The sequence below is a fragment of the Curtobacterium sp. 18060 genome (genome assembly GCF_902706105.1).
In the GTDB taxonomy this organism is placed as follows: Bacteria; Actinomycetota; Actinomycetes; order Actinomycetales; family Microbacteriaceae; genus Curtobacterium.
The window spans coordinates 1-12,528 of record NZ_CACSJV010000073.1; the positions used below are offsets into that span (position 1 = coordinate 1).

Consider the following 12,528-nt stretch of genomic DNA (forward strand, 5'->3'; position numbering starts at 1 on the left):
CGCACGAACGGCCCGCCCCGGCAGAACCAGGACGGGCCGTTCGGACGAGCTGACGCGTCAGTGTGCGGCGGCGGGGATGCTCCCAGTCGTCGTGGACGCGGCGTGTGCGAGTCGGTCGAGCCGCACCGACTGCCGGTTGATGAGCAGGCCACCCGCAAGGGCGACGAGCACGAGCACACCGGCCGAGATGCCGAACGCCACGTGGTAGCCGTCGAGCGTGGCCTGCGCCTGCTGCAGCTTCGTGGGCGCCGCCGACAGCCCGGTCAGGCTGTTCTTCACGACGTCGGCGAAGATCGTCGACAGCAGCGCCGTGCCGATCGAGCCACCGATCTGCTGCATGGTGTTGACCGTCGCCGAGGCCACACCGGCGTCGGCTCGGGCCACGCCTGTGGTCGCGGTGTTCATCGCGGACGAGAAGATCGTGCCCATGCCGAGCCCGATGACGATCAGCGCCGGCAGGACGGTGCCCGCGTAGGAGCTGTCCAGGTCGGTGCGCAGCAGCAGGAGCAGGCCGATCGCGGCGACGAGGCCACCGGCGAAGATCAGGATCTTCGGGCCGATGCGGGGCAGCAGTCGCCCACCGATCTGCGTCGCCGAGATCATGATCGACAGCGGCATCGGCAGGAAGGCCAGACCGGTCTGCAGCGAGCTGAACCCGAGGGTCTGCTCGAGGTAGTAGGTCAGGAACAGGAAGATGCCGAACATGCCGATCGCCACCAGGCCGATCGCGATGAACGACCCGCCGCGGTCACGGTCGAGCACGACCCGCAGGGGCAGCAGCGGGTGCGCCACACGGGTCTCGATGAACACGAACGCGGCGATCAGGACGACGCCACCGGCGAGCATCGCGATGGTGACGGGGGAGTCCCAGCCGTTGGTCTCGGCGTTCGAGAACCCGTAGACGACACCGACCAGACCGGCGGTGATGGTGATGACGCCGGCGACGTCGATGCGCGGGCGATCGACCTTCGGCGGCTTCTCCATGAACACGAGCGCGCCGATCACGCCGAGCACGGCGAAGACGACGTTGACGTAGAGGCACCAGCGCCACGACGCGTACTCGGTGAGCACGCCGCCCAGGAGCAGGCCGATGGCCGCACCGGAACCGGCGATCGAGCCGAAGATGCCGAACGCACGACCGCGCTCCTTCGGGTCGCGGAACGTGGTGGTCAGCATGCCGAGCGCGGACGGCGCGAGCAGGGCGCCGAAGACACCCTGCAGGGCGCGGGCCGCGACGAGCAGGCCGAACGAGTCGGCGAGGCCGCCGAGCACCGACGCGACCGCGAAGCCGACCAGGCCGATGATGAAGGTGTTCTTGCGGCCGAACAGGTCGCCGAGGCGCCCGCCGAGCAGCAGGAGTGAACCGAACGCCAGCGAGTACGCGGTGACGATCCACTGGCGCTGGTCGGTGCCGAACCCCAGGTCGGCCTGGGCCGAGGGGAGTGCGATGTTCACGATCGTGGCGTCGAGCACGACCATCAGCTGGGCGAGGGCGATGACCGCCAGGGCGATCCAGCGGTGGTTGCTCTTGGCGGGGGTGGTGCCAGAAGTCGTGGGTGCTGCCCCGGTGGGGGTCGGCACGGTGTGTTCTGCCGTCACGGCAGCCTCCTTCGAGAAGGTTGGAGGGGGAGCACGAAGCGCGCACCGTCGGGCGTTTCGAAGAGGAGAGGTGTCAAACGGATGCACCGCATCCGTTTGTCGACAGTGTAGACCGAAACGGAAGGTCCGCATCCACTTATTCCCAGAAAGTTCAACTAGGTTCGGCATCGTGAGCACCACCGAGTCCGCGCCCGACCTCGAGCGCCCGCTGCGCGCCGATGCGGCACGCAACCGCGAGCTGATCCTGCAGACCGCTCGCAAGTGCTTCGCGGAGCGCGGGCTGTCGGTCACCCTGAACGACATCGCGCACGAAGCGGGGGTCGGTGTCGGCACCGTGTACCGGCGCTTCGCCGACAAGGACTCCCTGATCGAGGCGCTGCTCGCCACCAAGTTCGAGGCGATGAACGACGCAGCAGCCCGCGCCGCCGACGTCGTCGACCCGCGCGAGGCCCTGCGGGTCTACCTGACCGGCGTGTTCGAGTTCCGCGCCCGCGACCGTGCGCTCGCCGACGCCATCGTGCGTGCCGGCAAGGCGCGTCCGTCGATCGTGCAGGAGCGTGACCGGCTCGAGCGCCAGGTCTCCGCGATCATCGGTCGGGCCGAGACCGCCGGGGTGGTCCGCGCCGGCTTCGACTACCGCGACCTCCCGATGCTCACCGCCATGGTGGGCGCCGTCGCGGACGCCACCCGCGAGCACGACCCGAACGCATGGCGCCGGTACGCCGAACTCCTCATCGAGGGCGTCCTGCCGCAGACCCGGACCGCGCCGAGCATGGTCGGCGACCCGCTCGACCGCGAATCGATCGAGCGCGCGCTGCACGCGCAGTCCTGACGCGTCCCCGCGGACCGCGCGCGGCTCCGGTGCCAGCCGACCCCAGACGGGAGGCCCGTGGCGGAGTCGACCCGTGCCTCCCGTCCGGCGGTCTGGTCGCGACCAACGCGCCGGGCCGGTCGCGACCAGTGCGCCGGGCCGGTCGCGACCAGCGCGCCGGGCCGACACCCGACGCGCGCTACAGCCAGCTCGGCAGCCAGTAGTGCGACCGGATGAAGTCCCACGGCACCTGGATCGCGGTCCACATCGGGTACCAGTACGCCGACGCGAGCACCACCACGACCAGGTACACGCCGACCCACACGATCGCCCGGGTCCGTCGGGGCCGTGGATCGGTCCGTGACCCGAGCACCAACCCGATCGCCGCCGCCAGTGCCATCACCATGAAGGGCTCGAAGGCGATCGTGTAGAACTGGAAGACCGTCCGGTTGACGTACATCAGCCACGGCAGGTAGCCCGCGGCGACGCCGAGCAGGACGAAGCCGTACTGCCACTGTCGGCGCAGGATCCAGAGCACGAGCAGCGCCACGGTCGCGATGACCGCCGCGTACCAGATGAACGGGTTCGCGACGCCGGTGATCGCCTCGCCGCAGCGGCTCGCCGAGCAGCCGTCCTGGCCGGCATCGGTACCGACGTAGAACATCGACGTGGGCCGCTGCATCACGAGCCAGAGCAGCGGGTTCGCCTGGTACGAGTGCGGCGTGTGCAGCCCGATGTTGAAGTTGTAGATCTCCGACTGGTAGTGCCACCAGTTCTGCAGACTGTCCGGCACCCAGCGGAGCAATCCGGTCCAGCGCTCTCCTCCGGAGGCCAGCCAGTTCCGGTCCCAGCCGTCCTTCGACACGAACCAGCCGGTCCACGACGCGACGTAGGTGACGGCGGCGATCGGCACGGTGAGCAGGAACGACACAGGGGCCTGCTGCAGCAGCGCGCTCGACGACCAGAACTCGACCCCGGCACGGCGGCGCATCATCATGTCGCTCAGCACGGAGTACACGGCGAAGAACGCCAGGAAGTACATCCCCGACCACTTCGTCGCGGTGGCCAACCCCATCGTCAGCCCCATCGCGAACAGCCACGGACGCCACCAGAGCACGGGCCCCCACAGGGTGTCGCGGCCGGCGGCGACGCGCTCGGCGACCCAGTCGTCGAGCCGCCGCTGACTCCGGCGCCGGTCGAGCAGGAGCGCCCCGAACCCGAGCACGACGAAGAACGTCAGGATCCCGTCGAGCAGCGTGACGCGGGACATCACGATGGCCTGGCCGTCGATCGCGAGCAGGCCGCCGGCGAGCGTGCCGACCAGGGTGGAGCGGAACAGCGACCGGGCGATCACCGCGGTGAGGAACACCGTCGCGATGCCGAGCACGGCGACGGCGAACCGCCAGCCGAACGAGTTGTCCGCCCCGAACAGGAGCATGCCGAGCCCGATCAGGTACTTGCCGAGCGGCGGGTGCGCGATGAACTCCGCGGCGCTGGTGAAGACGTCCGTCTCACCACTCGAGAACCGGTCGTCGGTCGTCGGGGCGGAGTCGCTGCTCGGGTTCGCCGGCCAGGTGCCCTCGTAGCCGAGGTGGACGATCGACCAGCCGTCCTTGACGTAGTAGGTCTCGTCGAAGACCAGGGAGTGCGGGTTCCCCAGGTTCGCCAGGCGCAGCACGGCGGCGAGCAGCGTCACCGCGATCGGTCCGGCCCAGCGCCACACCGCGACGCGCTGGGCGGTGGAGAGCACCCGCCCCCACCAGTCGTCGAGGCGCGAGCCGACCGGCCCGTCGGACACGGCCGTGCGGTCGTCGGTCAGCTCGCTGGTCATCGCTGAGCATCCTACGGATCGACCGCATGTCCGCGCTGCGTCGGTGCTGCGACGACAATGGGTGGCGTGATCGTCCTCGCAGCAACCCCCATCGGCAACCTCGGGGACGCCTCGCGCCGTCTCGTCGAGACCCTCTCCAACGCCACGGTGGTCGCGGCGGAGGACACCAGGACCGCCATCCACCTCATGCGCGCCCTCGGCATCGAGAACCGTCCGCGGCTCATCGCCCTGCACGAGCACAACGAACGGGCGAAGGCGTCCGAGGTCGTCGAGCTCGCCCGTGACGAGGACGTCGTGGTCCTCACCGACGCCGGTATGCCCGCGATCAGCGACCCCGGCTTCCCGCTCGTCGAGGCAGCGGCCGCCGCGGGCGTCACGGTCACGGCGCTGCCCGGCCCGTCGGCGGTGCTCATGGCGCTCGCCGTCTCCGGACTGCCGACGGACCGCTTCACGTTCGAGGGGTTCCCGACGCGCAAGGGCGGGGAGCGTCGCCGTGCGTTCCAGGCGCTCGCGGGGGAGCAGCGCACGATGGTCTTCTTCGAGTCGCCGCACCGGTTGGCCGAGACGCTCGCCGACATGGCCGTCGGGTTCGGGGGCGACCGTCGTGCCGCGGTCTGCCGCGAGCTCACGAAGCTCTACGAAGAGGTCAGGCGCGGTCCGCTCGACGAGCTCGTCACGTGGGCATCAGCGGGGGTCCGGGGCGAGATCTGCATCGTCGTCGCCGGTGCCGCCGAGGCCACCGAGGAGGCAACGCTCGACGACGGGGTCCGCCTCGTGCTCGAGCGGGTGGCCGCCGGCATGCGCATGAAGGAGGCCGCAGCGGCGGTCGCGGACGCGACCGGGCTGTCGAAGCGGGACCTGTACGAAGGGGCGCTCGCGGCGCGCTGAGCGGGGCTCGTCACGTTCGCGTCGGCCGGACGGGAGGCGCGGGGCGGGCCCGCCACGGGCCTCCCGGATCCGGTTTTCCACAGTCCACCGCCGCGCGCGTCATCCGGGTTCCGCGCGCCCGTAGGATGGTCCGCATGTCCGCCGGGTCCTCGTTCAGCATCACCACGCCGATCTTCTACGTGAACGACGTGCCCCACATCGGGCACGCCTACACCGAGGTCGCCGCGGACGTCCTCGCGCGCTGGCACCGGCAGCGGGGTGACGACACCTGGCTGCTCACCGGCACCGACGAGCACGGGCAGAAGATCCTGCGCACCGCCTCGGCGAACGAGGTCACGCCCCAGGAATGGGCCGACCGACTCGTGACCGAGGCGTGGAAGCCACTGCTCGACACCGTCGACGTGGCCAACGACGACTTCATCCGCACCACCGACGAGCGCCACGAGCGCGGTGTGACGGCGTTCCTGCAGAAGCTCTACGACGACGGCTTCATCTACGCCGGCGAGTTCGAGGGCTTCTACTGCGTGGGCTGCGAGGAGTACAAGCAGCCGAGCGACCTGGTCCCCGGCACCGGTGCGTACGAGGGGCAGCAGGTCTGTGCCATCCACTCGATCCCGGTCGAGGTACTGTCCGAGCGCAACTACTTCTTCCGCATGTCGGACTTCGAGCAGCGCCTGCTCGACCTGTACGAGTCGAACCCGCTGTTCATCCAGCCGGAGAGCGTCCGCAACGAGATCATCTCGTTCGTGAAGCAGGGCCTCCGCGACCTGTCGATCTCGCGGTCCAGCTTCGACTGGGGCATCAAGATCCCGTGGGACAGCGACCACGTCCTGTACGTGTGGTTCGACGCCCTGCTCAACTACGTCACGGCGCTGGGCTACGGCACCGAGGACGACGAGGCCTTCAAGCGCCTGTGGCCGAGCGTGCACATCGTCGGCAAGGACATCGCCCGCTTCCACGCCGTCATCTGGCCCGCGATGCTCATGGCTGCCGGCCTGCCCGTGCCCGAGCGCGTCTTCGGTCACGGCTGGCTGCTCGTCGGCGGCGAGAAGATGTCCAAGTCGAAGCTGACCGGCATCGCGCCGTCGGAGATCACCGACACCTTCGGCTCCGACGCCTTCCGCTACTACTTCCTCCGCGCCATCACCTTCGGGCAGGACGGCAACTTCAGCTGGGAGGACATCTCGGCGCGGTACCAGGCCGAGCTCGCGAACGGCTTCGGCAACCTGGCGTCGCGCCTGGTCGCGATGCTGCAGAAGTACTTCGACGGCGCAGTGCCGGCGCGCGGCTCGCTGACCGAGTCGGACCAAGCGATCGATGCCCTGGCGGTCTCGGTCACCGAGCGTGCCGACGCAGCTATCGCCGCGTTCGCCCCCCACGAGGCGATCGCTGCCGTCTGGGAGCTCGTCGACGCCCTGAACGGATACATCACCGAGCAGCAGCCGTGGGCCCTGGCGAAGGACGACGCGAACCGCGAGCGGCTCGGCACCGTCCTGACCACGGCGCTCCGTGGGCTCGGCACCGTCGCTGTCCTGCTCTCCCCGGTGATGCCGAAGGCCACCGAGAAGCTGTGGGCGTCGATCGGTGCCGGCGGCTCGATCGCCGAGCAGCGAGTCGATCGTGCCTTCGAGTGGCAGGGTGCTTCGCACGTCGTGGCGCTCGAGAGCGGGCTCTTCCCGCGCATCGAGCAGGCGGAGCAGGGCGCCGCGTGACCGACGCGCACCTCCGCTCCCGCGGCGACGGTGACGGCTCCAAGCGCGACCTGACCTACCCGCCGCTGCCCGAGGCGCTCGTGGTCCCGGTCTACGACAACCACACGCACATGGAGATCGCCGACGGTGGCGACGGGGCGCTCGACTACCGCGAGCACCTCGGCCGTGCCTCGAGCGTCGGCGTCCGCGGTGTCGTGCAGGTCGGCACCGACCTTGCCACTTCGCAGTGGTCCGCATCGATCGCCGCCCGTGAACCCCGCGTGCTCGCAGCCGTCGCGCTGCATCCGAACGAGGCGCCGTCGTTGCAGGAGCAGGGGCTGCTCGACGAGCACCTCGCCGGGATCGAGGCCCTCGCGGCGCTGCCCCGTGTCCGGGCGATCGGTGAGACCGGGCTCGACTTCTTCCGCACCGGTGAGGACGGGCGCGACGCCCAGATCCGCTCGTTCGAAGAGCACATCCGCATCGCGAAGGAGCACGGCCTCGCGCTGACCATCCACGACCGCGACGCGCACGATGCCGTGGTCGAGGTGCTCGACCGCGTCGGGGCTCCGGAGCGCACGGTGTTCCACTGCTTCTCCGGCGGACCCGACCTGGCTCGGCTCTGTGCCGAGCGCGGTTGGTACATGTCGTTCGCCGGAACCGTGACGTTCAAGAACGCGGCACCGCTCCGCGAGGCCCTCGTCATCGCGCCGCGGCACCTGATCATGGTCGAGACGGACGCGCCGTTCCTGACCCCGACGCCGTACCGCGGCCGGCCGAACGCCCCGTACATGGTCCCGATCACCCTGCGGTCGATGGCGGAGACCCTCGGCACCGATGCCTCGATGCTCGCCGCACAGATCGCGTCGAACACCGAGCTCGTCTACGGTGCGTGGGACGCCGAACCCGTGACGGTGGACGAGTAGTGGGCGCGCTGCTCGGTCCGGCCGAGATCCGGGAGCTCGCCGCCGAACTCGACGTGACCCCGACGAAGAAGCTCGGGCAGAACTTCGTGCACGACGCCAACACCGTCCGACGCATCGTGTCGGTCGCCGGCGTGACGCCCTCGTCCCGCGTGCTCGAGATCGGGCCGGGCCTCGGCTCCCTGACGCTCGGGCTCACCGAGACCGGCGCGCCCGTCACCGCCGTCGAGATCGACAAGCGGCTCGCGGCGAAGCTGCCGTCGACGGTCAGCGCGCTGCAGCCCGCGGCGACGTTGACGGTCGTGCAGCAGGACGCGATGGCCGTCGCCGCTTCGGACCTCGACACCGAGCCGACCCACCTGGTCGCGAACCTGCCCTACAACATCTCGGTGCCCGTGCTGCTGCACCTGCTCGCGACCTTCCCGTCGATCGAGCGGTCGCTCGTGATGGTGCAGGCCGAAGTCGGGTACCGCCTCGCGGCGGGCCCGGGCAGCAAGGTCTACGGGTCGCCGAGCGTCAAGGCCGCCTGGTACGGCTCGTGGAGCACGGCCGGGCTCGTCAGCCGACAGGTCTTCTGGCCCGTCCCGAACGTCGACAGCGTGCTCGTGGCGTTCGACCGGCACGAGCCCCCGGGGGACGAGCGGCTGCGGTCGCGGGTCTTCACCCTGGTCGATGCGGCGTTCCAGCAGCGTCGGAAGATGCTGCGGCAGAGCCTGTCCGGTGTGCTCGGTGGCAGCGCTCACGCCTCCGAGGTCCTGACGGCGGCGGGCATCGACCCGACGGCGCGGGGCGAGGCGATCGGGGTCGACGACTTCGTGCGGCTCGGTCGGACGGTCTTGGCTGCTGCGGAGTAGCTCGTCTCCCGCCTCGGATCGGCGAAATACGGAATGTTTGGTACCGTCCGTTCGGTGCTCCTACGGTTGATCACATCGACGAAGGAGACACCATGCAGCCGACCGAACCACGCCGACCGAACCGCCGCGGCCTGACCGAGGAACAGCTCACAGCGGGGCGTCGTCGCGCGCTGCTCAGCGCGGACCCCGGTCGGCAGCGGGGGCCGAAGATCTCCACCGAAGCCGAACGGCAAGCGCTGTTCGCTCGGACGCCGCGACCTGAAGGCACGTTCGAAGAACGCCGCGAGCGCCGACGGCGCGCGATCGAGTCGATCGATCCGGACTGCCGGGCTGAACCCATCGCGCGCATCCACCAGGTGGGCTGACCGTGTTCGAGCGGCTCGGATCCGATGAGTTCGACGAGCATCGGGTACTGGAGTTCGACGGATGCACCAGCAGGCCGGATGCTGTCCTCGTTGAGACGAGTTTCATCGAATGCGTGCTGCACCGTGCGGAGCCGCAGCATGGCGGGGCGTCAGCGTTCTGGGACCACCTCGACCTGGCCGACACGCGGATCCTGTACAGCGCGTTCACCGAGTTCGAACTGTTCGAATCGGCCCACCACAGGGGACTGCAGGTCGCACGTCGCCATGTGGCTGCATGGCGAGACCTGCTGCGGTCGACGCAACTGCACTGGGTCGGGATCGATGACGTCAGCGACGGAGTCCCGGGGCTGATCGAGGAGTTCGGCCTGACTGCCTCGGGTGCTGTGCACGTCGCCACGGCTTTCCATTGGGAAGTCGACGGCTTCGTGACGGTCGATCCTGCGTTCGGGGTCGTCGACAAGGAGCGCCTCCCGCTGATCATCGACGCCGAGGGTGCTCAGCTGGCGCGTCGCCTGCGGGCAGGTTCCCAGCGCTGATCCGCGAGGGCGGTGTCCTCCGGCCTACGATGGCGGCATGACCGACGGAACGGTTCGCTCGCACGCGCAGGGGATGGCGCCGGACCGCGTCCTCGCGGCGACGGGCAAGTCACCGGACGAGTGGCACGCGCTGATCGACACGGCGGACGGAGCCACCATCGGGCACGCTGCGATCGCGTCGTGGATCGTGGATCAGGGCGTCGAGCCGTGGTGGGCGCAGGGCATCACCATCGGGTACGAGCAGGCTCGTGGGCTCCGCATCCCCGGGCAGCGCACGGACGGCACCTTCGCGGTGTCGGCCTCACGGCAGGTCCCCGGTGAGCGCGAGGCGGTGCTCGATCGGATCGTGCCGGTGTTCGCGGCCGCACTCGGGTCCACGCCGACGTCCGAGCGCCGCGGCGGCAAGCGCCCGTCGGCCCGGTGGACCTTCCCCGACCGCGAATCCGTGCTGCTGAACACCGAGGACGGTCCCAAGCCCGACACGGTCCGCATCTCGGTGCAGCGGGAACGGCTCACCGGCCCCAAGCGGATGCCCGACGCCAAGGCCGAACTGCAGCAACTGCTCGCCGGACTCTGAGCCCGCGAACGGGGGAGCGCGCGCAGGACCCGCGGACCCCTACGATCGGCAGGTGCGTCGCATCACCGTCTCCCAGTGGCTCGCGATCGTCGCCGTGCTCGGCGGGATCGTCATCGAGTGCTTCGCCGTGCCCGCTGTCGTGCGGAACCTGCAGAACGACGCGGCATGGGCGGGAGCGCTGCTCGGGGTTGCGCTTCCCGTGTTCGGGATCACGGTCTCGGCCTTCCGAGACGATCCGAACGATGACGATGACGACGACTTCCGGCCGCCGCCGCGCCTCGATCGTTCGGGTCGGGTGGCCGAGGGAGCGCTGGCCGTGACCGCGTTCACCGCAGCCTGGGCGGTGACACGTCTGCACCACAAGCCCCTCGACTCGGCGTTGTACAGCGCGGTGATCGCCTCGGCGCTTCCGCTCGCGAGCCGTGCCCTCGATCGGCTCGCCCGTCGCCGTGGTGAGCAGGCCGACGGCGCTGACGACTGACGCGCTCCTCGCACCGTGCGAGGCACACCACGCGTGGTGCGAGGTTCCGTGGTCGGTGCGAGCCGAAGTGCCTCGCACGGAACGCGGAACCTCGCACCGTTCGAGGCGTCGCCCGGGTCAGTGCGCGCGCGACGCCATCGCCTCGAAGATCTGCTGGTGCGTGCCGTCGCGCTCGGCGAACCGGAGCGGCAGCACGTTCTGCACCAGGATCTCGGGCGAATCGCCGGCGGACAGCAGCCCGATGACCTCGTCGGCGAAGGCGTTCAGCGGCATGCCGCCGAAGTCCGCTCCGCCCATCAGGTCGGTCGACACCGCCGGGGGAGCGAGTTCGAGGACCGACACCGGGGTACCGAGCAGCTGCTGACGGAGCGACTGCGTGTACGAGTGGATGCCGGCCTTGGTGGCGTTGTACGTCGGCGTCGCGGTGAGCGGGACGAACGCGAGGCCGGACGAGACCGTGACGATGGTCGAGGCGGGCTGCGCCAGCAGGTGCGGCAGGAACGCGTCGATGAGGCGGATCGTGCCGACCAGGTTGGTCTGGATGATCTCGAGCGCGTCGTGGATGTGGTCGGGGGAGCGCAGGTCCTCGTTGCGCATGATCCCCGACATGGTGACGAGGGCGTCGAGCGACGGGTACGCCTCGAGGACGGAGGCGGCGGCCTTCTCGATGGATGCGGCGTCGCTCACGTCGATCTGCACGGTGCCGAAGCCGTGCTCGGCGGCGAGCGAGTCGAGGAGCGACTGGCGACGCCCGCCGATGACGACGGTGCTGCCCGCGGCCTGCAGGCGCTGGGCCAGGGCGAGGCCGATGCCGGAGGTCGCGCCGGGGATGAAGACGGTGGAGTTCGTGATGTCCATGTCCACCACCATGCGCTGTCGTCGGCAACCCATCCAGACCTCGGTCATCGGGGGATCGGCGATCCCTGGCACGGCGGCGCGAACCGGACGACAATCGGGACCATGGACCGCGCTGCACTCGCCGACTTCCTCCGCCGTCGCCGCGAACTGCTGCGCCCTGAGGACGTCGGCCTCGGTCAGGGACCACGACGCCGGACGCCTGGTCTCCGGCGCGAAGAAGTCGCTGCGCTCGCGGGCATGTCGGTCGACTACTACACGCGTCTGGAACAGCAGCGCGGACCGCAGCCGTCGGAGCAGATGATCGCCGCGATCGCCCGGGCGCTCCGCTGCAGCCTCGACGAACGCGACCACCTGTTCCACCTCGCGGGGCAGAACGCGCCGACCCGGTTGCACCGCGCCGACCACGTCGACCCCGCGATCCTGCGGGTGCTCGACCGGCTCGAGGACACCCCCGCGATCGTGGTCAGCCACCTGGGGGAGACGCTGGTCGAGAACCGGCTCGCGGCGGCGCTGCTCGGGTCGTCCGTCAGCCTGCCCGGCAACGAGCGCTACCAGGCGTGGCGGTGGTTCGTGACCGGCGACGAGCTCGCGAAGTACGCGCCGGAGCAACACGAGCGACTGGCCCGGGTCGTGGTGGCGTCGCTGCGGGCTGCGGTGGGGCTGGCCGGACCGGGGGACCGTCGGGCCACCGAGCTGATCGCCGAGCTCGAGACCCGCAGCCCCGAGTTCCGCGAGCTCTGGGCACTGCACGAGGTGACGAGTCGCTGGTCCGACAACAAGACGATCGTGCAGCCGCAGCTCGGCCGGATCACCGTCGACTGCCAGGTCCTGCACACCGACGACCAAGCCCAGGCGCTGCTGCTCTTCACCGCACCCCCAGGGTCCGAGGACGCGCAGAAGCTCGAGCTCCTCGGCGTCGTCGGTCAGCAGGCCTTCGCGGGCTGACGCCCTCGCACGGTGCGGGTCCGTTCGGCTCGTGCGAGGTTGGTCGAGCCCGCACGGTGCGAGGCCGATGATCCCGTGCGCCGTTGACCGCTCGGTGCCGCGCTTCATCCCGCCACCGAGCGATCAACCTCGCACCGGCCGGACAAGCGCGCACCGTGCGACCCGGACC

Annotated in this window: 13 protein-coding genes; 10 read left to right on the forward strand and 3 right to left on the reverse strand. The window is 70.2% G+C overall.

Annotated features, from left to right (window positions below; genetic code table 11):
* Positions 1 to 57: 57 nt before the first annotated feature.
* Entirely contained in the window at positions 58 to 1,599 is a 1,542-nt protein-coding gene (locus tag GVL05_RS18790) for an MFS transporter (RefSeq protein WP_123291813.1), read from the reverse strand.
* A gap of 169 nt (positions 1,600 to 1,768) precedes the next feature.
* On the opposite strand from GVL05_RS18790, the gene GVL05_RS18795 reads away from it, so the two are divergent.
* A complete protein-coding gene (locus GVL05_RS18795) occupies positions 1,769 to 2,431 on the forward strand; it encodes a TetR/AcrR family transcriptional regulator (protein WP_159574131.1) in 663 nt (220 codons plus the stop codon).
* Between the two features lie 178 nt (positions 2,432 to 2,609).
* On the opposite strand, the gene GVL05_RS18800 is transcribed toward GVL05_RS18795, so the two are convergent.
* A complete protein-coding gene (locus GVL05_RS18800; protein WP_159574132.1) occupies positions 2,610 to 4,241 on the reverse strand; it encodes a dolichyl-phosphate-mannose--protein mannosyltransferase in 1,632 nt (543 codons plus the stop codon).
* Positions 4,242 to 4,307: 66 nt separating this feature from the next.
* On the opposite strand from GVL05_RS18800, the gene rsmI reads away from it, so the two are divergent.
* The 8 genes from rsmI (at position 4,308) to GVL05_RS18840 (ending at position 10,556) form a co-directional block, all read left to right on the forward strand.
* Positions 4,308 to 5,129, forward strand: a complete 822-nt coding sequence (rsmI, locus tag GVL05_RS18805; protein WP_123673757.1) for a 16S rRNA (cytidine(1402)-2'-O)-methyltransferase — start codon at positions 4,308 to 4,310, stop codon at positions 5,127 to 5,129.
* 134 nt (positions 5,130 to 5,263) lie between these two features.
* Positions 5,264 to 6,841, forward strand: a complete 1,578-nt coding sequence (metG, locus tag GVL05_RS18810) for a methionine--tRNA ligase (protein WP_123291816.1) — start codon at positions 5,264 to 5,266, stop codon at positions 6,839 to 6,841.
* Complete coding sequence (locus GVL05_RS18815; RefSeq protein ID WP_159574133.1) at positions 6,838 to 7,746, forward strand: TatD family hydrolase; 909 nt, start codon at positions 6,838 to 6,840, stop codon at positions 7,744 to 7,746. Before metG ends, GVL05_RS18815 begins: the two co-directional genes overlap by 4 nt.
* On the forward strand, positions 7,746 to 8,597 hold the full coding sequence (rsmA, locus tag GVL05_RS18820; protein ID WP_159574134.1) for a 16S rRNA (adenine(1518)-N(6)/adenine(1519)-N(6))-dimethyltransferase RsmA: 852 nt from the start codon (positions 7,746 to 7,748) through the stop codon (positions 8,595 to 8,597). The genes GVL05_RS18815 and rsmA overlap by 1 nt, the downstream gene beginning before the upstream one ends.
* Before the next feature lie 92 nt (positions 8,598 to 8,689).
* Positions 8,690 to 8,962, forward strand: a complete 273-nt coding sequence (locus GVL05_RS18825) for a hypothetical protein (protein ID WP_159574135.1) — start codon at positions 8,690 to 8,692, stop codon at positions 8,960 to 8,962.
* A gap of 2 nt (positions 8,963 to 8,964) precedes the next feature.
* On the forward strand, positions 8,965 to 9,498 hold the full coding sequence (locus tag GVL05_RS18830) for a type II toxin-antitoxin system VapC family toxin (protein ID WP_159574136.1): 534 nt from the start codon (positions 8,965 to 8,967) through the stop codon (positions 9,496 to 9,498).
* A gap of 37 nt (positions 9,499 to 9,535) precedes the next feature.
* The gene (locus tag GVL05_RS18835) at positions 9,536 to 10,075 is read left to right on the forward strand and encodes a hypothetical protein (protein ID WP_159574137.1); all 540 of its coding nucleotides are present in this window, start codon (positions 9,536 to 9,538) and stop codon (positions 10,073 to 10,075) included.
* A 52-nt stretch (positions 10,076 to 10,127) separates the two neighbouring features.
* Positions 10,128 to 10,556, forward strand: coding sequence for a hypothetical protein (locus tag GVL05_RS18840; RefSeq protein ID WP_159574138.1), 429 nt, complete (start codon positions 10,128 to 10,130; stop codon positions 10,554 to 10,556).
* Between the two features lie 117 nt (positions 10,557 to 10,673).
* Here GVL05_RS18840 and GVL05_RS18845 read toward each other — a convergent pair whose 3' ends face one another.
* Positions 10,674 to 11,414 (reverse strand): SDR family oxidoreductase, encoded by a 741-nt coding sequence (locus GVL05_RS18845; protein WP_159574139.1) that lies wholly within the window; start codon positions 11,412 to 11,414, stop codon positions 10,674 to 10,676.
* Positions 11,415 to 11,516: 102 nt separating this feature from the next.
* Between GVL05_RS18845 and GVL05_RS18850 the strand changes: the two genes are divergently transcribed.
* Entirely contained in the window at positions 11,517 to 12,359 is an 843-nt protein-coding gene (locus tag GVL05_RS18850) for a helix-turn-helix transcriptional regulator (RefSeq protein ID WP_111084701.1), read from the forward strand.
* Positions 12,360 to 12,528 lie beyond the last annotated feature (169 nt).